A 22,843-nucleotide genomic window follows, 5' to 3' on the forward strand; every position below is an offset into this window, starting at 1 on the left:
GACGACAAAATCACCAACTAGATCGACTTATGCAGGAAGTCTCAATAATTCCTCAATTTTGTTAGAAAGGTTTAACTATGGATGAAATGAATAAAATGAATTATAAGAGAGCTTTAGAATATCATCAAAAAGATAGACCTGGTAAAATTGCTATTGTTCCAACTAAATCTTTAATTACACAGCAAGACTTAGCTTTAGCTTATTCACCAGGTGTGGCTGCCCCATGTCTTGAAATTGCTAAAGATATAGATAATATCTACAAATATACAGCACGAGGCAATTTAGTTGCAGTAATAACCAATGGTAGCGCAGTTCTTGGACTTGGTAATTTAGGAGCAGCTGCCTCCAAGCCGGTAATGGAGGGAAAAGCAGTTTTATTTAAAAATTTTGCTGATATTGATTCTATCGATCTTGAGGTAGATACTAGTGATCCCGATGAGTTTGTTAACGTAGTAAAATACCTGAATTATAGTTTTGGAGGGATTAATTTAGAGGATATTAAAGCTCCTGAGTGTTTTATAATTGAAGAAAAATTAAAGAATTGTATGCAGATCCCAGTCTTTCATGATGATCAGCATGGAACAGCTATCATCACTGCTGCGGGCCTTATTAATGCTGCTTACCTTACTAACCGTTCTTTTAATGACATGAAAATTGTAGTAAATGGAGCAGGGGCCGCTGCAATTGCCTGTATCGGCTTATTAATTGCTATTGGGGCTGATAGTAAAAATATTATTTTATGTGATACTAAAGGGGTAGTATATAAGGGGCGGCAAGACGGAATGAATAAATGGAAGGAATTATATGCAGCTGAGACTAATTTACGAACCTTGAGTGAGGCAATGAAGTCTGCGGATATATTATTAGGATTATCAACTAAAGGAGTAATTACTAAAGAAATGGTGGCTTCTATGGCAGCAAATCCTATCATTTTTGCTATGGCAAATCCTGACCCAGAAATTACGCCGGAAGAAGTAAAAGCGGTACGAAGTGATGCAATTATTGCGACCGGGCGTTCTGATTATAATAATCAGGTCAATAATGTTATGGGGTTCCCATACATTTTTCGTGGGGCTTTGGATGTTAGAGCTACGACTATTAATCAAGAAATGAAGATAGCTGCGGCTTATGCCTTAGCTGAATTAGCAAGGCAACCTGTGCCTGACGAAGTTTATAAAGCATACGCTGGTAGAAAAATGAGTTTTGGACCAGATTATATTATTCCGGTCCCATTTGATCCAAGATTAATTACTACTATTCCAATAGCAGTAGCTAAAGCAGCTATAGATAGTGGGGTTGCAAAAATTCCTGTTTTTAACCTTCAGAAATATAAAAAAGAACTAGAAAGCAGGTTAAATCCTACTTCCCATTACATGAACTTATTACTGGAAAAAATTTATGCTTCTCCTCTCCAAAAAATAGTGTTTGCGGAAGGAGAAGAGGAAGAGGTTATTATGGCCGCTATTATGATGCGTGATGCTTCTTACGCTATTCCTATACTTGTTGGCAGGGCTGAGAAGATATTTGCTACTTTAGAGAAAATGAAGTTAAAAGATAATTTAGCAGGTATTACTATAATGAATGCTGCTATTAATCCTAATCTTGATCAATATATAGAGAAGCTCTACAGTAGACTACAGCGTATGGGATATTTATACCGTGATTGTGCCAGGTTAGTCAAAAGTAATAAAAATATCTTTTCAGCCTGTATGATAGCTTGTCAAGAGGCAGATTGTATGGTTACGGGGATAACGCAAAGCTATTATAATAATTTAGAAGATATTATGAAAATAATGGACGCTAAAGAAAATAATAGAATTTTAGGTTACTCAATCATGATTTCTAAAGAGCATAATATAATTATCGCTGATAATAGTATTTCCGAGCTACCAAATGAACATGATCTAGTAGAGATTACTTTGCAAACTGCTAGCATAGCAAAAAATATGGGGATGAACCCAAGAGCAGCTCTACTTTCGTTTTCTACCTTTGGTAATCCTATACGAGAAAATACCAATAGAATAAGAGAAGCTATTAAGATTTTAGATAGTATGAAATTAGATTTTGAATATGATGGGGAAATGTCTGCTGAGGTAGCGTTGAACCCTAATTTACGTACTTTATATCAGTTTTGTAGGTTATCTGGCCCTGCCAACGTTTTAATCATGCCAGGTATGCATTCAGCAAGAATCTCAACTCAATTACTGCAAGAACTAGCAGGTGGTATTTTTATAGGTCCAATAATTAGTGGATTACAATATCCAGTACAAATATTACAAATGGGAATGTCCGCTAGTGAAATAATAAAATTTGCAACATTTGCTTGTATGGACTCAATAAATAATAAAGTTATTTAACTGTGCTGATCGTCAAAGATCCTCTAGGTTCTTACATTAGCTTTGAACGCGCAGAATTTACTTGCTAAAATTAAAAAACTATATAAATATTGAGGATAAAATATAATAAGGTTTATTGTGTCTCAAGAATATACGTTTTCAATGATTAAGCCCGATGCTACAAAAAGAAATTTAATTGGTAAAATTAATTCTTATTTAGAAAAGGAAGAACTAAAAATAGTAGCGCAAAAAATGATTGTTTTAACGCAAGAACAAGCAGAAGATTTTTACCAAGAGCATAAATCTAAAGGGTTTTTCAATAGCTTGATAAAATATATTACATCTGGCCCTGTGGTATTACAAGTACTTAAAGGAGAAAATGCAGTCTTAAAAAATCGTGAGATAATGGGCGCTACTAATCCGGATGAAGCCAAGCTGGGAACGATTAGAAAAGATTATGCAGAAAGCATTGAAGCAAATAGTATTCATGGGTCTGATAATTTAAATAGTGCTCAAAGAGAAATAAATTTCTTTTTTAAGCGTGATGAAATCTTGGGTTAATTTTATATAATTAACTGTCTTGCTACCCCAAGCGCCCTTCAAGTTAACATGTCCAGCTAATTTTTTGTAGGGTCAGGATTCTTGTTTAATCACTAATGGTACTACTTTAAAGACAATTAAATATAATACGATTTATGCGAATATTTACAAAAATTATCATACTCTTCGTTTTGCAAGGGTTATTATTTCATTTGATCAGGAATTTGCGTGTTTATGTACTACTTTGTACCCTGCGCTCACTCACCCTGCCAAATAAAATGAAGTTTCTTGACATCCATTGAGTATATATGAAATACAGCGTTATAGTGATTGGAGGGGGACATGCCGGTTGTGAAGCCGCTTCAGCGTCAGCACGTCTTGGGATAGATACCCTCTTAATCACTTTAAAAATAGGTAATATTGGAGAAATGTCCTGTAATCCTGCAATAGGAGGAGTAGCAAAAGGTACATTAGTAAAAGAGGTAGATGCGCTAGGGGGCCTTATGGGCAGCGTAATAGATCAGGCGGGTATCCATTATAGAATGTTAAATGCAAGTAGGGGCCCAGCGGTTTGGGGGCCTAGGGCGCAGGCTGATAGGAAACTTTATAAAAAAGCTATGTATGAGGTTTTAATCAATCAGCCAAACTTAACTATTATGTATGCTTCTGTAGAGGATATAGAGGTTTGTGATTATAAAATAAAAGCGGTACTCCTAGATAACGGCACTAGAATCAAGTGTCAAACAGCTATATTAACTACTGGTACTTTTTTGTCAGGGTTGATACATATTGGAGCTCACAAAATACCTGCAGGTAGAGTAGACGAAAACCCATCTTATGGATTATCCAATACATTAAGGAGATTAGGATTTGCTCTAGGCCGACTGAAAACAGGCACGCCTCCAAGAATAGATAGTAGAACAATTGATTATAATGAAGTAGAGATACAGCCAGGAGATGAATATCCTGTCCCTTTTTCGCAGCTTACAGAAGCTGTAAAAGTGAAACAAATAAATTGTTTTATTACTAGAACCACTGAGCAAACTCATGAGATTATTAAAAATAACTTAGAGAAATCTGCTATGTATTCTGGCCAAATAGAAGGAATAGGCCCACGCTATTGTCCGTCTATAGAAGATAAAGTAGTCCGATTTAGTTCTAAATTAAGTCATCAAATATTTTTAGAACCAGAAGGTTTGGATGATTACACTATATATCCAAATGGCATATCTACCTCATTACCTGCTGAGGTGCAGCTACAATTACTTGCAACCATCCCGGGCCTTAAAAAGGCAGTTATGTTACGGCCAGGCTATGCAATAGAGTATGACTATGTAGATCCTAGAGAATTAAGTGCAACTCTTGAAACAAAAAAAGTTAAAGGTTTGTATTTTGCTGGCCAGATTAATGGCACTACCGGCTATGAGGAAGCAGCAGGGCAAGGGTTAGTCGCCGGTATTAACGCCGCTTTATCTGTAAAAAATCAAACTTATTTTATTTTAACAAGAGCTGATTCGTATATTGGGGTAATGATTGATGATTTAATCACCCTTGGTACGATAGAACCTTATAGAATGTTTACTTCTAGGTCAGAGTATAGGCTCTCGCTTAGGGCGGATAATGCAGATTTCAGGTTGACTCCAAAGGCTATAGAGCTAGGCTTGGCATGCGAATTGCGTAAACAAATTTTTGTTAAGAAATATGCAGCGCTTAAGGCGGCTAAAGAAATTACCCAAAAACTTTCTATTACTACTACTAAATTAATGAATTTGGGGGTGCTAGTATCTCAAGATGGGGCATATAAAACTGCCTTTGAATTATTAGGTTTTCCAACGTTAAAGTTAAGTCAAATACTTGAAATTTTTCCTGCATTGTCCGCAATAGATAAAACAATACTTAATTTTATTTGTATAGAATCAAAATATTCTTCTTATTTGATACGTCAAAGTACAGACATTAAGTTATTTATGGAAGAAGAAAAAGAACTTATAGATGGGAATATGGATTATTCGCTGATCCCTAATTTATCTACCGAAGTAAGAGAGAAGCTTCATTATTATAAGCCTGCTACTATAGGGGCAGCTAGAAGGATATCCGGTATTACTCCCGCTGCATTAACCGCTCTTATAATTTATATTAAAACAAGACATAAAAATTGATGTATGATATTGCAAATGTTCCACGTGAAACAATAGATGCGTTAAATAGATATCAATTACTAATATTAAAATGGAATAAAACTATTAATTTAGTGTCCTATAAAAGTGAGAAGGAATTATGGGCAAGGCATATCTGGGATTCTTTACAGTTAATGCAATATATAGATAACCCCGATATACACTTATTAGATGTAGGAACAGGTGGCGGTTTTCCTGGTATAGTATTATCTATTGGCGGAGTAAAAAACGTCACTTTAGTTGAATCGGATGTTAGGAAGTCAATTTTTTTATTACAAGCTTCTAAAATTTGTGATAATAAAATCAATATAATAAATCAAAGAATAGAAAATTTAGCGTTAACTTGCGATATATTAACTTCCAGAGCTTGTGCATCTCTCGAGAAGCTGTTCAATTATACGCAGAATATTAAAGTAAAAACGAAATATCTATTGCTTAAAGGCGCAGAATATCAAAAAGAAATTGATGAAGCGCAGAAAAAATGGTCTTTTTATTATTTGACATATGATAGTATAAGTTCTAAGGATAGTAAAATACTAGAAATTCATAATGTAAAAAATATTGCATGACTAAAATAATTGCTATAGTAAATCAAAAAGGAGGGGTCGCTAAAACTACTACTAGTGTAAATTTGTCAACCGCTTTATCGGTAATGGATAAAAAAATTCTAGTAATAGATCTTGATCCCCAAGGGAATACTAGTACAGGGTTTGGGATTAAACATGCTGATAGAAAAGTGACTATTTATCAAGTATTAATTGGAATAAAAAGCGCTGAAGAAGCGATAATGGATACTAACATACCAAATTTACATTTAATTTCTTCTAATACTAATTTATCAGGGGCAGAAGCCGATTTGTTGAATTTACAAAACAGAGAATATTCTTTATCAATTTCATTAAGAAAATTAGGAACAAAATATGATTACATTATTATAGATTGCCCTCCCTCTCTTAATTTACTTACGGTTAATGCTTTGGTAGCATGTGACGAAGTATTAATCCCTATGCAATGCGATTTTTATTCATTGGAAGGACTAAGCCATTTATTGAAAACAATCGAAATTATAGAAAAAAAATTAAATCCTAAAATAAAAATTATTGGTATTTTATTTACTATGTATGATAAGCGCAATCGTCTTACTGAGCAAGTGGAAGAAGATGTAAGAAAGTATTTAGGAAAATTAGTCTTTAAAACAGTAATTCCTAGAAATATCAAACTATCTGAAGCGCCATCATTTGGTCAGCCGGCAATTATTTATGATCATAAATGTTTAGGATCTATTGCTTATATGGAATTAACAAGAGAAATTTTAGATAGAAGCCTATGAAAAATAAAGGATTAGGGAAAGGATTATCTGCGCTGTTAGGAGAAGACGTCTTTACCTTAGCAACAGAAGAGCTAGTAAAGATTATAGACATAGCTAAAATTGAAGCGAATAATGAACAACCTAGGAAAAAATTTGAGTATGATAAAATAAAAGAATTAGCAGATTCTATAAGTAATAATGGTTTATTACAACCTATTATTGTTAGCCCAATTAATGGTGGAAAGTATAAAATTGTAGCGGGTGAAAGGCGGTGGCGTGCTTGTAAAATAGCAAAAATTTACGATATTCCTGTAATAATAAAGGAATTAGAAGATAAAGAAATCATAGAAGTAGCTTTGATTGAAAATATCCAAAGAGAAGGATTATCAGTTATAGAAGAAGCAGAAGGGTTTATGCGGTTAATTAAAGAATTTGGCTATACCCAGGAACAATTAGCAGAGAAAATTAGTAAAAGCCGTAGCCATATAGCTAACTTATTAAGATTAAATCAGCTGCCAAATTCTATAAAAGCTCAGGTAAATGAAGGGCTATTAAGTATGGGACATGCTCGATGTTTAGTAAATCATGAACAAGCAGAATTAATTGCCGCGCATATTATTGAAAAAGAATTGAACGTCAGACAAACTGAAGAAATAGTAAAAAACTGGGCTAAAAACGAGTATACCCAATCACCAGCTGGGGATAAACGGATAGGACAAAAATTTTTAAAGGAAATAAGTAAAGATAATGATCTACAATTATTGGCAAAATCATTATCAGAAAAATTTAATGTAAAAATAACTATTGAAGTTTATCCGATCGGCGGTAGATTAGTATTCCACTATGGGACCTTAGAAGAACTAGATTTAATTTTATCAAAACTAGGTTAAAAATGAAAATATTTTTAGATAGTGCGGATATTGAAGAAATTAGAGAGATTAATCAATTAGGTATAATTGAAGGACTCACTACCAACCCCTCTTTATTCTCTAAAACAAAATATGACTTTAGGTCTACAATTACCCAAATATGCCAAATTATCCACACAGATATAAGCATTGAGGTAACCGCGAATGATTTTGATAGTATGGTTAAACAAGGAAATAAAATTTTAGAAATAGCTAATAATATTGTGCTAAAACTACCTATGACTTGGGAAGGTATTAAAGCGTGTAGGTATTTTGCGGGTAGAGAGAGAAAAGTAAATATGACTTTATGTTTTTCTACGAATCAAGCGCTTATTGCGGCTAAAGCAGGAGCCGCCTACATATCACCTTTTATAGGTAGACTAGAAGATATAGGCCAAGACGGCATTAGTTTGATAAATAATATACGACAGATGTATGATAATTATCAAGATAGAGAGCAGTGGCGCACAAAAATTCTCGCTGCTTCAATACGTAACACAAGCCATGTGGCGCAATGTGCTAGGATAGGAGCAGATGTAGCGACAATGTCAGGCAAAATTATTAAACAATTACTAACCCATCCATTAACCATAGCAGGGCTAGAAATTTTTAACAATGACTGGAGTAACTCCGGATTAAAAATATGAGTTAGTCTGAAAACTTTTCTGTAAACGAATTAGGTAAGCGAAGCAAGATAGGATAATTTTATAAAAATTTATTGCTAACTTGCGTTAGTAATTTGTATCAGTAGCGTCTATTATTAACGCAGTTAGTTCTGTGTATCTGGTAGTATTATCATGATTATCAACAAAATCAGACGGAGAAATAGTTGTTTCATGCTCTTGCAAAATCTGATAATTATAGCATGCCTCAATTATTTCCCGTTTTGCGGTCATTGCTGCATACATTAAAGTTGTATTACCTTGATTATCTTTTAAGGCCAGATTAATGTCTTTAATACTCAATAGGGCTGCAATAATATCTTGGCGGCAGTTTATTACTGCATGCATCAAGGCAGTTTGGCCTTGCTGATCCTGCATGTTGATATTAATTTTAATCGGTACCTTAAGTGGGGCAATAAAAGGGCCAAACCCATCATTATACTCTTCTATACGTGTTTCTTGAAAATTATTAAATAACTCAAAAGGATCAATTTCTTTGTCGGTTTCAGTAATATAAGTATCAGTTGTTGTCACAGTAATATATTCAAACATGTCTCCATCACTATCTTCTTCTTTCTTCAAAGCATTAGGATATTTTTTGCTCCTTATATTATTATCATAAGACTCTAGTTCTACAAAATCAGTATTTACTTCGTCTTGATAGCCAATTAAACGCTTTACTATATTAGTATATCCTAATATAACTGCTTGAATTAAAGGAGTAAACCCTTCTCGATTAGCGATATTTAAGTCAATGTCAGGGTGGAGCAGTAAGTATAATACTATCTCTTCGTTACCTATTTTTATCCCATTAATTAATGGGGTGTTGCCTTGGGTATCTTGAATGTTTGGGGAAAAATTTGAGTGGAAAATAAGATCATAGGCAAGAGATGCTACATTAGTATCTCCTATTACATGATTTGCACAACTAATTAAGCTATTAACTGTAATGTTGACATCAAAATTTGGATGCTCAACAAGTAGCGAAAACATATTTTTACTAACCTTTAAGGCTCTTATTATTAAAGGCACCCCGTCTTCATCTTGAATATTGATATCAAAATCATGGCGAAAGAATAAAAGCCTTACGACATCGTTCCCAAAATTACTCATTTCCTGTTTGTTTGCCCAGGTAAAATAAGAATCACTTAAAGAATCTAACATTCTGATTACTGTCTTGAATACAAAATTTATATCAAAAGAAGGGTGATAAAATAGAAAATATAATAGCTTCATATTTTGTCCGTGTATAGCATTCACTATATTGACATTAATATCGAAATTGGGGTGATTTAAGAATAGCTCGCCTATTTCTGTGCCGTCCTTATTTGTTACATAGGTAAATAAAAGATTATTGATTTCAAGATTTGGATGAGATAATAAAGCTTTGATAATTTCTATATTATTTTCAATTATAGCATTCAGAAGCGCAGATTTACCGTCTCGGCTCCTAGCATTAATATCAATAGTTTGATGGTGATAATTAATTAGAGATTTAATAAGCTCTATATTATTGTTTTTTATTGCTAGTGATAGTAATGTTTCCTGATCAAGATTCGGAACATTAACATCTGTTAAAAATGGAACTAGCGGTATAATATTACTAAATGGCAGACAGTCGTTATAATACAGAGCTAATGTTAAATTGTTCAAATAACTGTATAGTTTAACCCCATTTTGCTTACTGCTTTCTATAACATCAGTATTGTTAGTAAGAAATGCATATATTAAACGAAGCTCTTCTTTAGTAGCCTCATTACTAGAAGCATTTGCATCAACAAACCTTTGTAACGTAGAAATTAATCCGCCATTAATAATGTGCCCTATAAAAGAATATTTCTCTCTACTATATAATGTTCTGTTAATAGTAGTATATAAGGCATTTATCTCATTATTATCTAAGTAACGTATATCTTCAAAAGTAATTTTTTTCCTCTCAAGAAGCTCAAGGATTTTAGGCTGGATAAGAGTAAAACATTGAGTATAAGACAAGCTACCTAGCTCTTCCATACCACGCTTAGTGCCACCCTTCAATTCACTATAATAATAACGTGCAGCTCGAAATAATCTTCCTACTTCTCTTTGTAAATCAATAGTGTTAAGAGTTGCATAAGTATTTAATATTTCATACGGAATCCAATCTGCTTCCCGCTGAGTCAATAACCCTTCACTTACTAATTGATGTTCTGTTACTACATTACTATCTGTTTCATTTCTAGTTGCACGTGCTATATTTTGGGTAGCTCTCTTATCATATATAGCTTGCCTTACATTATGTATTGTTTGAGTTAGCTCATCTTTTAATATAGTCGTATAATTTTTTAATATTACGGCTTTCTCTTGGGCAGATTCTGCCGCCTGAAAGCTTGTAGCATACTCTAATTCCCGGCTGTCCATGCCTGGGGAGGCTAGCTGCTTACTATCATTAGACCACTGTTGACACTCGTATCGAAATGATAATTTGCCCATAGAATGTATAGAATCTAGGGCGGGGGCTTTAGCTATACTCGACTGTGCTACGGTTTTACTCACCTCATCCTCATCAATTGTCTTATAGTCAATTGATGAGCAGTTGGTGACATTGTCACTTGTCGCTTGCCTATTATATATAGATGTCGCTCCATCGCTCCTAGCACTAAATTGTCCTGAATTGACTATATAAGGTGCGAGCGGTGAGAGAGGCCTATTATTATTGGAGAAACTATTTACTTGGACTATTTTATCTTTTATATCGTTTACCTCAGTACATGACATAAAGGTTAACATGATATAATTGTTGGTAATTTGGGGATTAGAGGCTTGATAAATATATCAATAATGCTGGATAGTTCCTTGTACATTTGCCCTTGGTTTAAATATATTCTTCGTAAGTAATCAAGTCCATACCTAAAAGGTGACATAGCCTTTCTGCCGTGAGTTTTCAATTTTATAGGCCAGATAGAATGCCGCCATAAGCCCACAGTATAAGCAAAGGTAAAAGTTATAGCTAATATCCCTAATAATTTGTTTATTCTATCCAAATGTACTAAATGGGTATTTTCAAAGTTGAAGCCACGCGTCTTAAGGCATGCAAAAAGATTTTCAATTTCCCAGCGTTTTTTGTAAATATCCAAGGCCTGATAGGGGTTGTCATTGGTTGCTATAATTACTAATTCTCCTTCTCCGTTACGCAAAGCAGCCACAGAAACTTTAGGTCCTTTATAGTTCTTACCTAAATATCTCTTACCTCTGAGTACTTTATATTCATTATTCTGTAACTTCTTTACTAATGGATTTGCTGTCACTAATTCGTTTTCTGATCTACCAATAGTTAAATTTTGCTTAATTCTTATATAAAATGGAATATTACGATCTGCTAGAAATTTCAACCAGTCATCACCGATAAATTCACGATCTCCAAGCAATGCTGATATTTTTTCTACTCCAAATACTTGCAAAAATCTACCTATTAATTTCTGACGTTCACCACTATTTGAAACGCCAGTTTTTGGTAACATGTCCCACATGATTGGTATAGCTATGCCATTATGGCAGATTGATAATACTAAAATATTGATATCAAGCTTGCCAAATTTCCAGTTAGTACGATCCAAAGCCAACAACCATTTTTCTGATTCAATTTTGGCAAATGCTACTAATAATTTAGCCAGTGCAGTATAACAAAAACTAAAGCCAGAAAAAAATCTTTGTAGTTTGCGATATCGAGAATTATCATTGCCAGCTCCTTGAACTACCAAAGCTAGTTGAGTAAGATTGACATCTCTGACATAGAACAATCCTGTTATTATCTGCTCGATTAATTTTATACTTGCAAAACTCTTAAAAAAATAGTTTCCTAATAGTTGTGATAACGCTGAAGTCATTCTCCTTCTCCTTAAGTCTTAGACAACTTAAGTTATAGGACTTTGATCATGCGTTATCCACTGTTTTTTTCCTTGTTAACCTTTATGTCATGTACTGAGATCGTTTACTATCTCTTTTTCTAGCAAATTAGCACAATGGCCATAAAGTTTTGGGAGCAATGCAAAATCAACGTGCTTAGCTGGGTCTTCATTTTTCCTTGTAGTGTTTAGTTTTTCCATTTGTAGTTTAGCATAGTTAATTTGTTCCACTTCCTCCATGATGTCTTCTAGCCCAGTAGCTTTGTCCACTCCATCGCTGTTATTACCGTTTAACGCATCAATGATAAATGTTACCGCTGTTAATTGCTTAAAATATTGAAGAGGAAACTTATATTTTAACATTTCTTCAATAATAGAATTAATAAACGACATAAAATCTGTTACAAACTGTACTTCTTCACCAGATAGTTGAATTTTATCTCCAAACTCAGCATCCTTAAGTTCATTATCTTTCATATTCATTAATTTTTATTAATTAGCCTGCTTGGCATATTAATTACTCTTTATTAAATAACTTGTCAAATAGAAAAATAGCTCTTAGAAAATTCATAGATTCAATTTACAGTTACAATCATCGACTACAACGTTTAAGCTATCGCTAATAGACTATCTCCATATATAAGCCTGTCCTTCAAAAATTGGCGTCGTCATGTCTAAAGAGCTGCGATGCTCACGTATATAGTACGCTGCGCTTCTCGACTTTGACACTCCTAGCTCTTCTTGAAGTTGACCTTCGTTTAACAACTCTTTATTAGAGGAGATACCTACAGCTAGTTGATAATTTTGCGTCAGAACGTGGTCTATCTCTCTTTAGCTGTCCCTTAGTATGATGGGGTTTTACGTACCCCATCTTCTTCAAATTATATTACTAGACAAAAAGATAAATAGGTTGTAAATTGGTAAAAAAACGCAACTTATTATATACTTGTTTTGATATCACGAACTGAAACTTAACGGAATTCAGCAGCAAGCCTAGTTCAGCGCAAGGTAGGTAAATGCTAAGGTTTTGAAGCTTTGAGGGCCTCAATTCAGATGCGCAAAAGAGTATTAAATACCTTAACCGCTCTAATCTCACTGGCTTTACTTATGACTTTCCAATTTATCACTGAAACACTAAAAAAATTTGACCCTAATTTTGATGAAGCTAAATTGCGCTTAGCTCTCTCCTTTAACCGTCAATATTCTAAAAGTAATAAAAACACCCCATTAAAAATAGCAAAAATAATTACCTCCATATACCCGGACAGTAATGCAGTTATTACCGCATTACTGTTTTTTAGCGCTAAGGAGAATAAGTTAGAATTAATAAACGCTCAACATTATAGCGTTGAAATATGGGAGCTATTTAAGGGAATAAACAAATTTTTTGAAATTTACAATAAAAATTATTACCCTAACCAGTCTCAAGCCTTTCAATTTTTATTATCAATAAATCAAGATATAGGTATCAGGATTTTACTCATAAGATTTGGGTATTTATTGGATAAAATAATATATTCTACAAAAATAACATATATGGAATATTATTTCATTGCGCTTGAAATAAGTGAAATTTATGTACCGTTATTAAAAGCAATAAAAATAGAAGATATACAAACTTCTTTACAAGATGTCTGTTTTCAAATATTGCAACCCAAATTAAATAACTTTATCAATACTACTTTAGAAACTCAATGTCTAAATAACCCACTATTGGTTAGTGAAGTAATTAATAAGTTGCATAATATTTTATCGGGTATAGATATCTGTTATAAAGTATATGGAAGAATTAAATCTTCATACTCCATCTGGAAAAAGGTAGTTTATAAATCTAGTGAGGTAAACAAAATATTCGATATTATTGGTATTAGAATAATAGTAAATAAGGAAACTGAATGTTATAAAATATTAAGAATGATCCATAATGATTATCAGGTCATACTCAATAGGTTTAAAAATTTTATTACTTTTCCTAAAAGCAATGGGTATCAATCGCTGCACACCGTAATAGTAGACCGTGAGCTACAGAAGATAGAGGTCCAGATATGTACTCAGAAGATGTACGATATCACTAAGCTTGGCCTTGCCTCGCATTTGCAATATAAGATGCAAGCAATAACAAGTAAAAACCTCAATATTACATATAATATATTAAATAATTTAATACTAGCTAGATTAACCCCATTTATTATAGCTATAACACATAACATACTTAGTAAGGCTAACAGAAATGGCTTTCTAAGCTCATATATAGTAGACACGAAGCAAGAAATATCTTCTTTAGATTTGCTGACTAAGACCTTAGATCTCTTGTATAATTCTACTAGAGAGAGTAATTGGCGCGAGGGACCGGCACTCAGAGCCCAGCGCCCACTCCCCTGCGCTGCAGACCCACGTACAGGAACGCCGGCAAACTCCCTGGTTGATGTAAATTACCCACGAAATCTAATACAGAGTTTAGAATTTACCCGCCAAATGCCCCCCTCTCTGTTAGCAGATTTAGCTGGACATAAACACCAGGAGATTATGCCGACTGTAAAATTATCAGATAAATTAACTTATGCAGAGCCACTAGTAATTAATGGAGAGGATAATAAGTTAGGAAATACCTCTAGAGGTGGTACGCCGGTATTACAGGATAAGTTCAAAGCTTCTCTATGTATTTCAAAAACAGATAGAGTGAATATTAAGCAAAAAACTTCAATAATACTGGGAGCAGGGGGTATAGAGAATATAAATAGGAATAAGGATCCCTGTTACCTGGTCACAACCACAGAACCCTATACACATTATACTCCAACAACTAATATAGGTGAGATACAACAACAAGATTCTGTATTAGGGCGGAGAAGAAAAAGAGGCGTAGAGAATTTAGAGAAAGATAAAACAATAGAAGCACCAGATGATCAACCAGTTAATCACTTGGCTGCAATAATAGAACCTCATGGAGCAAATCATAATGTGAATACAGCATTCGAACGGTCTCGTGATCAACTTAGCCAATTTCTTTCCATATACAAGCAGAAACGTACTGACTTGAAAAATTTGCCTGCTGGTAGTCCTGGTATATGTAGAAAATCTATGGACCTACACTATAATACAATGGAACAGTTGGAGAGGCTGTGTAGTAGCGGCCTACTTGATGGTCTTGGAACACCTTCTTTCCTAAACGGCCCAAACGAAATGTTACTTAATGACATACCTCAAGAGGTGATCAGACTAAATTTACACTATACTATATTGTGGAATCTAAAAATATTACGCGAATGTTCTACAGTTGAGCAGCTTACAAACGCTGTGAAACATGTTCTAGCGGCAAACGCTTTGCCTCCATTAGAGGCGCTTGACAATTTTTGTCAGGCTTTTTTTGACGAAAGGGTAGATATGCCCTCGGGTAGTGAGCAAGGAGCTGCTTCAACCGCTGTGTCATACGATGAGACACTTGAAGATATACTACCAGATCTTAAGAGTTTTTTCGACTCTGCTATATCCAATGAGGCAAGTGGTGAGGTCGTAAACAGAGAGCCAGAGCCTGATGGGTCAATCTTGGCTATATCACTTAGGGTGCCAGTGCTTAAGTTAGGGGGTGACTCAGCAGCCTTGCAATCAACCGATGAGCAAGATGATGAAGCCATAGACAGAGACGTAGAGCTTGAGGGACGCCCTGTATCAGACTCGGCATCGCTTAGGGTGCCAGAGCTTGAGGAACGCCCTGAGTCAGGCCTAGGTACATCAATCGATTTGCCAGACAATGAATCAGACTATATTCAAAACTTTCGTAGCTTTGGAGCATCCAATGAGTCAGGCGGTGAGATCATAAGCAGAGAGCCAGGGCTTGATGGGTCAGACTTGGCAACACTTAAGGTACCAGAGCTTGAGGAACGCCCTGAGTCAGGCCTAGGCACCTCAATCGATTTGCCAGCCAATGAATCAGACTATATTCAAAACTTTCGTAGCTTTGGAGCATCCAATGAGTCAGGCGGTGAGGTCATAAGCAGTGAGCCAGAGCTTGATGGCTCAGTCTTGGCTGTATCATTTAAGGTGCCAGAGCTTAAATTAGGGAGTGACTCAGCAGCCTTGCAATCAATCAATGAGCAAGATGAGGAGCCAGAGAATGTGCAAATAGACGCTGCGCAATACGATGAGTTCATAGGCATTATCCCAGATCTTGCGTCATCAGGACGTGACTCAGGCATGAGTACTATATTAGATCCTGAGCCGCGCCCTGTGTCATCACTTGAGGTGTCAGGCGTGCCACGCCCTGAGGCAGCATCTGACTCAGGGTATCCTTCAAACTATACGTCATTCGATTCAAAGGAGGAGCTTGAAGATGCTGAAAACCTTCGTAGCCCTTCTTCAGCCCAGGATACAATTGGTGCTTTAGGAGCCATAAATATACCTAAAGAAGACGCTTAAGATTATTGCGTTGGTAGATTATTATGTTGGCAATTTTGTCACTTGCACTATAGCAGGCCGCAGCAATCTGTCTTTTATTTTATACCCTAACTGCATGACGGCTATTATACTATCTTGTTCATATTCATTAGATGCTATTTGGGAAATAGCATGATGAATATTGCAGTCAAATTTATCCCCTGGCATTGGTTCTATTGCCTCTAAACCATGTTTTTTTAGTATATTTACTAAATCGCTTTTAGTCATTTCGACGCCAGTAATAATATTAGCCGCTTCCTCTCCTATATCTTGTGGCTTGTGCTCCAGAGCTCTCGCAAGGTTATCATTAACCGTTAGTAGATCTTTAGCAAAAGCCACAATTGCATATTCTCTGGTATCGATAATTGTTTTTTCCAAACGTTTTCTAGTATTTTCTGCTTCTGCTACTGTCCTTAATAATTTATCTTGCAATATCTCCACTTGGCTCTTTAAATTAGTAACTTCTACTAGCTGCTCTTTTGATGCCGTAAGATCTAAATCTTGAGCTGTTTCGTTGCTTTCTCGAGCTGCACTAGTAGATTGTAATTCTTGAATATCCATATCTTTTTTTGGTTGATTGTCCATATATGTAGCTTTTCTCTTGCAAAAGTTTAGTTTTTTTACATATAGTATAAATTTTTGTATTTTCAAGTCAATTGTAATTAAGAAATATGTATGAGACCTTCTAAACGCAAAAACAATCAGTTACGTAATATCTCCATCGAACCAGCAATTCTTCTTAATGCCGCTGGTTCTTGTCTTATCAAATATGGTAATACCCATGTTATTTGTAGTGTTACTTATGAACCTACTATACCCTCATTCTTACGCGGCCAAAATCAAGGATGGATAAGTGCTGAGTATGGAATGTTACCAAGCTCTACTAATCAACGAGTAAGGCGTGAAGCGGCTCAAGGCAAACAATCAGGAAGAACGCAAGAAATCCAGAGATTAATAGGTAGATCGCTACGTTCTGCAATTGATCTTTCGGCTTTAGGGGAAAGACAATTTATTATTGATTGTGATGTCATCAATGCAGATGGGGGTACTAGAACCGCTGCAATCACCGGCAGTTATGTAGCTCTTCATTTGGCAATTAGCTCATTAATGACTAGAAAAATCCTTAAAACCAACCCTTTACTTAAGCAAGTAGCTGCCATCTCATGTGGTATATATAAGGGCGAGCCTATAGTGGACCTTGATTACCTTGAAGATAGTAATGCTGAAGTTGATGCCAATTTTGTTTTCGCCAATAACGGGAATATAATAGAGATTCAAAGCACTGCCGAAAAAGAACCATTTTCTGAAGAACAATTTAACGCTATGCTAAAATTAGCGCATAGTGCTACCGCAGAGCTTTTTCACCTCCAAAATAAAATATTATTAGGGATTCGCTAAATTATCAAAAAGTTAATAACATATTAATTTACTTGATTTTCTTAACTATGCGTTTATATTCCTGCTGTTATTGCTTATGTAAGAACCATTTATATGAGCAATGTCAGGATATCTTATATAAATATAATTAAGAGAAGATATGAGTAAACCCCTATATGATCCAAACAACCAAACACCAACCATAAACAAGAGAATAGCTCCTAGTAAACCTACGCCTTTAACACTAGAAATTTATGAGAATGAAATAAATACTTACAGGGAAACGATTCGTGATCTTGCGGAGAAGATATCCCAATTATCTGAGAAAGAATTGTATATGACAGCATTAGCGCTAACAGAGAAGGAGTTAATACCTATATGTTTTTCTGACTTAAGCTTAAAGCCAGAACTTATATCCTCATGTAGAATAGCTGAGAGCCTTCGGACGCTAATAAGCATCTGTAAAAATAGATAGGGACAAAGATTGTTTATCTGCAGAGCTTTTTCCATCTCGTGATTATCACCGCACTGTAAATGAACCTAGCCAATTAATTACGCTACACAAAAGTGACTATAACCCTCAAAATGAAGTTCATCAGGAAGCTGCTACTCCTGCTAATATGAAAGTATCATACTGGCTTAATTTTCAATGTAGTAACGATGGGTGGCACGCAGGAGATACTGATAATTTACACCTTAACCCTGCGATCACTAATAGCAGCGCTCCTCACGCAGTACCTTACAATAGTGAAATAGTTTTTAATGACCAGGAATTAGATATTGCCCCCCTAGGACAAAACTCCAATGCGGATCTTGCGGTATAATCCTTATACTAAACCACAAGAGATTTAAGACAAACCCAAATAAACCTATAGCAAGGCGCTTAGCCTTGCTTAGCTTTAAATCTCTTAGTTTTCTTATTTATTACCAGGATTTTACCTTTTCTTTTAACTACCTGACAATCCTTATCTCTTTTCTTTAAAGATTTCAAGGAACTAACAACTTTCATATATTTAACCTTTATCCCTACTTAACCAAAACTTATAAAATACTAGATCAGCTCTTATAGTAGGTTTGGTATTAAAAACGATGACAATAATATTTTTTCTTATCTACGTCAACTTAAAACTTAAATATTACATTAATAGTAGGCTTGCCCTAATATAATTATTAGAGTATCTTGCGTTTTAGAGACTCTTCGTTACTTAGAATAGATTATGTTAAGCAGCTATAAATTATTTATTATTTTTTTATTTGGTTTAATTAGCGGCTTTACTCTAATGATTACTGGTAATACTTTAAATTATTGGCTAGCTAAAGAAGCGCTTGATTTACAAACGATAGGGATATTTGCTTTTATTCTGATTCCTTACTCTATAAATTTTTTATGGGCTCCTATATTCGATACTGTCTATCTAGGATATTTAAGCAAAATATTGGGGCATAGACTATCTTGGATTTGTGTAATTCAATTTTTTTTAGCCTTATTTATTTTTCTTTTAAGTATCTTAGACCCTAAATATAATCTGATAATATTTGCTTTAATAGGGGTAGTAATAGCTTTCTTGAGTTCAGCCCAAGATGCAATTCTTGGCGCCCTTAGAACTGAAATAATTGCCAAAGAATCTCAAGGAGCCACGGCAGGAATCTACATTTTTGGTTACCGTATTGGGATGTTAATCTCAGGACCTGCTGCGATTTATCTATCCGCGCATCTTGGCTGGAGTAGTATATATAAAATTTTTGCTATTTTGGTGCTAGTTTATTCAGTTATTTTAACTATTAGCTTATTACACCCTAAAAATCGTCCTCCCCGAACAATATTGATCCATAAAAAGAGAGAATGGATCAATAGTTCTACTTTCATCCAAAATATATTAAAGCCTGTTGGTCCATTTTCTTTGACGTTGACTATAATAGTTTTCCTCATTTTATATAGATTGCCAGATAATTTTATCAACATGATGATCAACCCGTTTTTAATTCATATTGGCTATAACGAACTAGAAATAGCAAGTACTGGTAAGTTTTTAGGAATAGTATCAGCAATAATGGGAGGATTAATAGCCAGTTTCATTATGAGGAAAAAAAATATATTAGATAGTTTGTTGTTATTTGGCATATTACATATGTTTGCCCATAGTTTGCTTATTCTCCAAGAAATATGTGGTAAAAACTTATTATTATTATTTATTACAGTAGGGTTTGAAAGTATCACTAGTGGGATGGCTATGACCGCATATATAGCTTTTATAGCTTCAATATGTCAAGGGAGATTCCGGGCTACTCAATATTCTTTTTTCACTGCTATGATGGGCTTTTCTAGATCAATTTTCCCTGCTCTTTCCGGATATGTTGTAGTACAACTTGGTTGGCAAAACTTTTTCCTATTCATTATAATCATTACTCTACCCTCTTTACTACTTCTTAGAAAACTGAGATCCTTGTTAATTTGAACCTAGATTTGAGGTAAAAATTAACAACTCGGTGCCGGCTGTGAAAGAGAATCTCTTGACTGAGCCAGGAAGTCTACTTCTTAATATTTTCTCGAAATTAATATTTCCTACCCTTGGTTTAAAAATTTTTTACCTTTTAGTTGTTTTTAACTATACATAATAAACATTTTTATGTTAAATTAAGCTTAACAGCTATTATAGATAACTTAATAACTATAATAGTAGCTTATCAACTTAAAAATGAGTAATTTATGGAACAACCAAAATCTTTATCCAATCTGCCAATGAAATATCCTCTTCCTATCAGGGCTGTTTCTACCCATGTACCTGAACGGATGGAGCAGGTAACAACTATAGGGGTGACAGATAACGATGGGTATGCAGCAAAAATAAGAGATGCGGTGTGCAGTAAATCCGCCAAAATAGCGTACGGAGCTACTATTCTTACTGTCGCTACTGCCGGATGTATAGTCAGCTTGCTCTACCATTATAATGTACTCAAGGGGCCTAACTCTGAATATTCATCCTATAGTAATGACACCTTCTCCCCCCTCAATAGTACAGTTTTTAATACAACCGATACTATAGAAATGCTAGGGACTCATGTCTAAATCTTTAGATATTAGACTTCCTGCATAAGCCGAAAAAGCTCTCGGGATTTTTAGGGACAACGCAGCTGAGCCGAGCTGCGTACTTAAGGGTACGTGAGGATTTGATCCTAGATTAATTGTCTCTTACCAGCTCGGCGCCGGCTATGAAAGCAAATCTATTGACTGAGGCAGCAAGTCTACTGATTAATATTTTCTTGAAATTAATCCATTCCTACCCTTGGTTTAAAAATTTTTTACCTTTTAGCTGCTTTTAACTATACCTAATAAACGTCTTTATATTAAATTAACTTTAACAGCTATTATAGATAACTTAATAACTATAATAGTACTTTATCAACTTAAAAATGAGTAATTTATGCAACTGTCAACGATGCCAACACTTTTATCTAATACTCCAATAAACTTCCCTTCTCCTACCTATAGACCTGATTCTGGTATACCTAAAAACATGAGTCCCGTATCATATCCAGTATCTCCAGTATCATCTCCAGATGTGACAAGCCACCGCTGTTATCTAGCAACAGTAAAAGATAAGATATGTAGTGAAGGAGCACTAAAAGCGTGGTACACGTGCAACACAACGTGCAGCACCGCTATGGTGGTTGCCAGTATTACCATGGTTTTGTGTTGGCTCTTCTATTTTTACGTACTCAAGGAACCTAACTCTGGATATTCATCCTATAGTAGTGACCCCTCCACCCCCGATAGTACAGTTTTTAATACAACCGATGCTATAGAGATGCTAGGGACTCATGTCTAAATCTTTAGATATTGAGAGCAGTCTGGCAGCAGACCTATTATTCTAGGCTCGAATATACTCGAGTGATCCCTAGAATTGTTTGTTCATTTTATTGGAGTTTCACGTGCTTATGTAACGTATATGTTACTTACGCGCGCCTATTACTGCCAAATAAAATGAGGGTTTTGGCAGATCAAAAGAGTATACTATCTCTATATTTTAACGCCATGTTCGACTTTTTTTTAGCAGGTAACTAATTTTTCGAGTTGTGTTGGCACAAGTTTTAAAGACTTTGTCAAAAATGTAGCAATAGTATGAGCAAGTAATTTTCTAGCGATGCGAGATTGTAGATGCCAGTAACTCTTAACTCTGATAGCATTAATAGCAAAACGTTCTGTAAGCTGACCAATAACAGTTTCAATTAAACGACGAGTAGCAGTAATCCATTTAAGGAAATTCTTGGATCTATTATCCTTCATATTCTTTTTTAAAGGTGTTTGTAAATCAATGTTTTTGGTGGCCAACTCATCTTTTAAATCCTGACCAAGATAGCCTTTATCGCCCAGTACCATGCCACTAATATTAGGAGACATTACTTGCAGAGCTTCACGTTCAGACCCATTAGCAGGAGTTATCATGAATCCAGCTATTCGACCTTCTTCATTAATTAATACGTGTCCTAGAAAACCGTAATAATAGCTATCTTTCGAAGCGCAGTACCCATAGTCAGCGTATTCCTTAAAACATCGCCCTCTCGTTGCTCGGGCCAAATTTATTACAGGAATCGGTACCCCATCTATCATATGCAGATCTGATTTGCTTGCACTCTTAAACAAGTCGGCAAGCAGCATGTTCTTAATAGATAAAAGACCGCTACATTGCTTCACATAAGACGGTCTACTCTTTAGATTGGGAAACCATTCTTGAAAATGACGTTTAAAATATTCCCATATCTGCTTGTCTTGGTGCAAACCGATAAATTCTCCCACCACTTCCATTGTTAATGCTTCCACGTCACTTAAGCAAGGTGGAAATCCTGCTTTCCTTACTTTGATATTTTTGGTTATTATAGTCATTTTTTCTTCTATGAAACAATACACAGTAATGATAAACTCTTCTAGGGTCATAGCTTCTTTCTCGATAATTGAACTATGACCTTATTAGGCTATCCTATTCTTTTGTCAATCTTAAAAAAAAGTCGAACATGGCGTTATTTTAATAATTTCCTTTATTTAAAGTCGAATAATCATTTTCATATAACATATTTTGCTATATTGATATTATTAGACTTGCTGCATAAGTCAAAAATAGTGGGGGCAAGTTTTGACAACAAAATCACCCCATAGATCGGGCTTATGCAGCAAGTCTATTGAAACACTTTATAATTATCTTTAGATGCCAATCCTGTGCCAT

20 protein-coding genes are annotated in these 22,843 nt (G+C 34.9%); 14 read left to right on the top strand and 6 right to left on the bottom strand.

The window, feature by feature from the left end; all coding sequences use genetic code 11:
- Positions 1 to 77: 77 nt before the first annotated feature.
- The 7 genes from AAGD44_RS03515 to AAGD44_RS03545 all read left to right on the top strand — a co-directional run bounded on the left by AAGD44_RS03515 (position 78) and on the right by AAGD44_RS03545 (position 7,917).
- A complete protein-coding gene (locus tag AAGD44_RS03515) occupies positions 78 to 2,357 on the top strand; it encodes an NADP-dependent malic enzyme (protein ID WP_341764576.1) in 2,280 nt (759 codons plus the stop codon).
- Positions 2,358 to 2,474: 117 nt separating this feature from the next.
- Positions 2,475 to 2,897, top strand: a complete 423-nt coding sequence (gene ndk / locus AAGD44_RS03520; RefSeq protein ID WP_341764577.1) for a nucleoside-diphosphate kinase — start codon at positions 2,475 to 2,477, stop codon at positions 2,895 to 2,897.
- Between the two features lie 287 nt (positions 2,898 to 3,184).
- Complete coding sequence (gene mnmG / locus AAGD44_RS03525) at positions 3,185 to 5,035, top strand: tRNA uridine-5-carboxymethylaminomethyl(34) synthesis enzyme MnmG (RefSeq protein ID WP_341764578.1); 1,851 nt, start codon at positions 3,185 to 3,187, stop codon at positions 5,033 to 5,035.
- The gene (gene rsmG, locus AAGD44_RS03530; protein ID WP_410520998.1) at positions 5,035 to 5,622 is read left to right on the top strand and encodes a 16S rRNA (guanine(527)-N(7))-methyltransferase RsmG; all 588 of its coding nucleotides are present in this window, start codon (positions 5,035 to 5,037) and stop codon (positions 5,620 to 5,622) included. The genes mnmG and rsmG overlap by 1 nt, the downstream gene beginning before the upstream one ends.
- Positions 5,619 to 6,383 (top strand): ParA family protein, encoded by a 765-nt coding sequence (locus tag AAGD44_RS03535; protein WP_341764579.1) that lies wholly within the window; start codon positions 5,619 to 5,621, stop codon positions 6,381 to 6,383. The genes rsmG and AAGD44_RS03535 overlap by 4 nt, the downstream gene beginning before the upstream one ends.
- On the top strand, positions 6,380 to 7,252 hold the full coding sequence (locus tag AAGD44_RS03540; RefSeq protein ID WP_341764580.1) for a ParB/RepB/Spo0J family partition protein: 873 nt from the start codon (positions 6,380 to 6,382) through the stop codon (positions 7,250 to 7,252). Before AAGD44_RS03535 ends, AAGD44_RS03540 begins: the two co-directional genes overlap by 4 nt.
- A gap of 2 nt (positions 7,253 to 7,254) precedes the next feature.
- On the top strand, positions 7,255 to 7,917 hold the full coding sequence (locus AAGD44_RS03545) for a transaldolase family protein (protein WP_341764581.1): 663 nt from the start codon (positions 7,255 to 7,257) through the stop codon (positions 7,915 to 7,917).
- Positions 7,918 to 8,001: 84 nt separating this feature from the next.
- On the opposite strand, the gene AAGD44_RS03550 is transcribed toward AAGD44_RS03545, so the two are convergent.
- From AAGD44_RS03550 to AAGD44_RS03560, 3 genes are all read right to left on the bottom strand, one after another.
- Positions 8,002 to 10,686 carry an ankyrin repeat domain-containing protein gene (locus AAGD44_RS03550; protein ID WP_341764582.1) on the bottom strand — a complete coding sequence of 895 codons (2,685 nt, stop codon included), beginning with the start codon at positions 10,684 to 10,686 and terminating at the stop codon, positions 8,002 to 8,004.
- A gap of 5 nt (positions 10,687 to 10,691) precedes the next feature.
- Entirely contained in the window at positions 10,692 to 11,795 is a 1,104-nt protein-coding gene (locus AAGD44_RS03555) for an IS4 family transposase (RefSeq protein WP_341763462.1), read from the bottom strand.
- An 87-nt stretch (positions 11,796 to 11,882) separates the two neighbouring features.
- Entirely contained in the window at positions 11,883 to 12,290 is a 408-nt protein-coding gene (locus AAGD44_RS03560; RefSeq protein ID WP_341764583.1) for a hypothetical protein, read from the bottom strand.
- 576 nt (positions 12,291 to 12,866) lie between these two features.
- Between AAGD44_RS03560 and AAGD44_RS03565 the strand changes: the two genes are divergently transcribed.
- Complete coding sequence (locus AAGD44_RS03565) at positions 12,867 to 16,229, top strand: hypothetical protein (RefSeq protein WP_341764584.1); 3,363 nt, start codon at positions 12,867 to 12,869, stop codon at positions 16,227 to 16,229.
- 21 nt (positions 16,230 to 16,250) lie between these two features.
- On the opposite strand, the gene grpE is transcribed toward AAGD44_RS03565, so the two are convergent.
- Positions 16,251 to 16,808, bottom strand: a complete 558-nt coding sequence (gene grpE / locus AAGD44_RS03570; RefSeq protein ID WP_341764671.1) for a nucleotide exchange factor GrpE — start codon at positions 16,806 to 16,808, stop codon at positions 16,251 to 16,253.
- 114 nt (positions 16,809 to 16,922) lie between these two features.
- On the opposite strand from grpE, the gene rph reads away from it, so the two are divergent.
- From rph to AAGD44_RS03585, 3 genes are all read left to right on the top strand, one after another.
- Positions 16,923 to 17,645, top strand: a complete 723-nt coding sequence (rph, locus tag AAGD44_RS03575) for a ribonuclease PH (protein ID WP_341764585.1) — start codon at positions 16,923 to 16,925, stop codon at positions 17,643 to 17,645.
- A gap of 139 nt (positions 17,646 to 17,784) precedes the next feature.
- Positions 17,785 to 18,099 (top strand): hypothetical protein, encoded by a 315-nt coding sequence (locus AAGD44_RS03580; RefSeq protein ID WP_341764586.1) that lies wholly within the window; start codon positions 17,785 to 17,787, stop codon positions 18,097 to 18,099.
- Positions 18,100 to 18,244: 145 nt separating this feature from the next.
- Positions 18,245 to 18,448: a hypothetical protein gene (locus AAGD44_RS03585; protein WP_341764587.1), complete on the top strand. Its 204-nt coding sequence runs from the start codon at positions 18,245 to 18,247 to the stop codon at positions 18,446 to 18,448.
- Positions 18,449 to 18,507: 59 nt separating this feature from the next.
- Here the strand turns inward: AAGD44_RS03585 and ykgO are convergent, their stop codons facing one another.
- Positions 18,508 to 18,633, bottom strand: a complete 126-nt coding sequence (gene ykgO, locus AAGD44_RS03590; protein ID WP_341764588.1) for a type B 50S ribosomal protein L36 — start codon at positions 18,631 to 18,633, stop codon at positions 18,508 to 18,510.
- 208 nt (positions 18,634 to 18,841) lie between these two features.
- Here ykgO and AAGD44_RS03595 point away from each other — a divergent pair, with 208 nt between their 5' ends.
- Together AAGD44_RS03595 and AAGD44_RS03600 are read left to right on the top strand one after the other, a co-directional pair.
- A complete protein-coding gene (locus AAGD44_RS03595; RefSeq protein WP_341764589.1) occupies positions 18,842 to 20,080 on the top strand; it encodes an AmpG family muropeptide MFS transporter in 1,239 nt (412 codons plus the stop codon).
- A gap of 251 nt (positions 20,081 to 20,331) precedes the next feature.
- Positions 20,332 to 20,691 (top strand): hypothetical protein, encoded by a 360-nt coding sequence (locus tag AAGD44_RS03600; RefSeq protein ID WP_341764590.1) that lies wholly within the window; start codon positions 20,332 to 20,334, stop codon positions 20,689 to 20,691.
- A gap of 981 nt (positions 20,692 to 21,672) precedes the next feature.
- Here AAGD44_RS03600 and AAGD44_RS03605 read toward each other — a convergent pair.
- The gene (locus AAGD44_RS03605; RefSeq protein ID WP_341763539.1) at positions 21,673 to 22,557 is read right to left on the bottom strand and encodes an IS982 family transposase; all 885 of its coding nucleotides are present in this window, start codon (positions 22,555 to 22,557) and stop codon (positions 21,673 to 21,675) included.
- 24 nt (positions 22,558 to 22,581) lie between these two features.
- On the opposite strand from AAGD44_RS03605, the gene AAGD44_RS03610 reads away from it, so the two are divergent.
- Positions 22,582 to 22,776, top strand: a complete 195-nt coding sequence (locus AAGD44_RS03610) for a hypothetical protein (RefSeq protein WP_341764591.1) — start codon at positions 22,582 to 22,584, stop codon at positions 22,774 to 22,776.
- Positions 22,777 to 22,843 lie beyond the last annotated feature (67 nt).

This window comes from Candidatus Tisiphia endosymbiont of Beris chalybata, assembly GCF_964026555.1.
Classification (GTDB): domain Bacteria; phylum Pseudomonadota; class Alphaproteobacteria; order Rickettsiales; family Rickettsiaceae; genus Tisiphia.

Coding starts and splice junctions, on each gene's coding strand:
- AAGD44_RS03515 (WP_341764576.1), top strand. CDS start 78: ATGGATGAAATGAATAAAATGAATTATAAGAGAGCTTTAGAATATCAT.
- mnmG (WP_341764578.1), top strand. CDS start 3,185: ATGAAATACAGCGTTATAGTGATTGGAGGGGGACATGCCGGTTGTGAA.
- rsmG (WP_410520998.1), top strand. CDS start 5,035: ATGTATGATATTGCAAATGTTCCACGTGAAACAATAGATGCGTTAAAT.
- AAGD44_RS03535 (WP_341764579.1), top strand. CDS start 5,619: ATGACTAAAATAATTGCTATAGTAAATCAAAAAGGAGGGGTCGCTAAA.
- AAGD44_RS03540 (WP_341764580.1), top strand. CDS start 6,380: ATGAAAAATAAAGGATTAGGGAAAGGATTATCTGCGCTGTTAGGAGAA.
- AAGD44_RS03545 (WP_341764581.1), top strand. CDS start 7,255: ATGAAAATATTTTTAGATAGTGCGGATATTGAAGAAATTAGAGAGATT.
- AAGD44_RS03550 (WP_341764582.1), bottom strand. CDS start 10,686: ATGTCATGTACTGAGGTAAACGATATAAAAGATAAAATAGTCCAAGTA.
- AAGD44_RS03555 (WP_341763462.1), bottom strand. CDS start 11,795: ATGACTTCAGCGTTATCACAACTATTAGGAAACTATTTTTTTAAGAGT.
- AAGD44_RS03560 (WP_341764583.1), bottom strand. CDS start 12,290: ATGAAAGATAATGAACTTAAGGATGCTGAGTTTGGAGATAAAATTCAA.
- AAGD44_RS03565 (WP_341764584.1), top strand. CDS start 12,867: ATGCGCAAAAGAGTATTAAATACCTTAACCGCTCTAATCTCACTGGCT.
- grpE (WP_341764671.1), bottom strand. CDS start 16,808: ATGGATATTCAAGAATTACAATCTACTAGTGCAGCTCGAGAAAGCAAC.
- rph (WP_341764585.1), top strand. CDS start 16,923: ATGAGACCTTCTAAACGCAAAAACAATCAGTTACGTAATATCTCCATC.
- AAGD44_RS03580 (WP_341764586.1), top strand. CDS start 17,785: ATGAGTAAACCCCTATATGATCCAAACAACCAAACACCAACCATAAAC.
- AAGD44_RS03585 (WP_341764587.1), top strand. CDS start 18,245: ATGAAAGTATCATACTGGCTTAATTTTCAATGTAGTAACGATGGGTGG.
- ykgO (WP_341764588.1), bottom strand. CDS start 18,633: ATGAAAGTTGTTAGTTCCTTGAAATCTTTAAAGAAAAGAGATAAGGAT.
- AAGD44_RS03595 (WP_341764589.1), top strand. CDS start 18,842: ATGTTAAGCAGCTATAAATTATTTATTATTTTTTTATTTGGTTTAATT.
- AAGD44_RS03600 (WP_341764590.1), top strand. CDS start 20,332: ATGGAACAACCAAAATCTTTATCCAATCTGCCAATGAAATATCCTCTT.
- AAGD44_RS03605 (WP_341763539.1), bottom strand. CDS start 22,557: ATGACCCTAGAAGAGTTTATCATTACTGTGTATTGTTTCATAGAAGAA.
- AAGD44_RS03610 (WP_341764591.1), top strand. CDS start 22,582: ATGACCTTATTAGGCTATCCTATTCTTTTGTCAATCTTAAAAAAAAGT.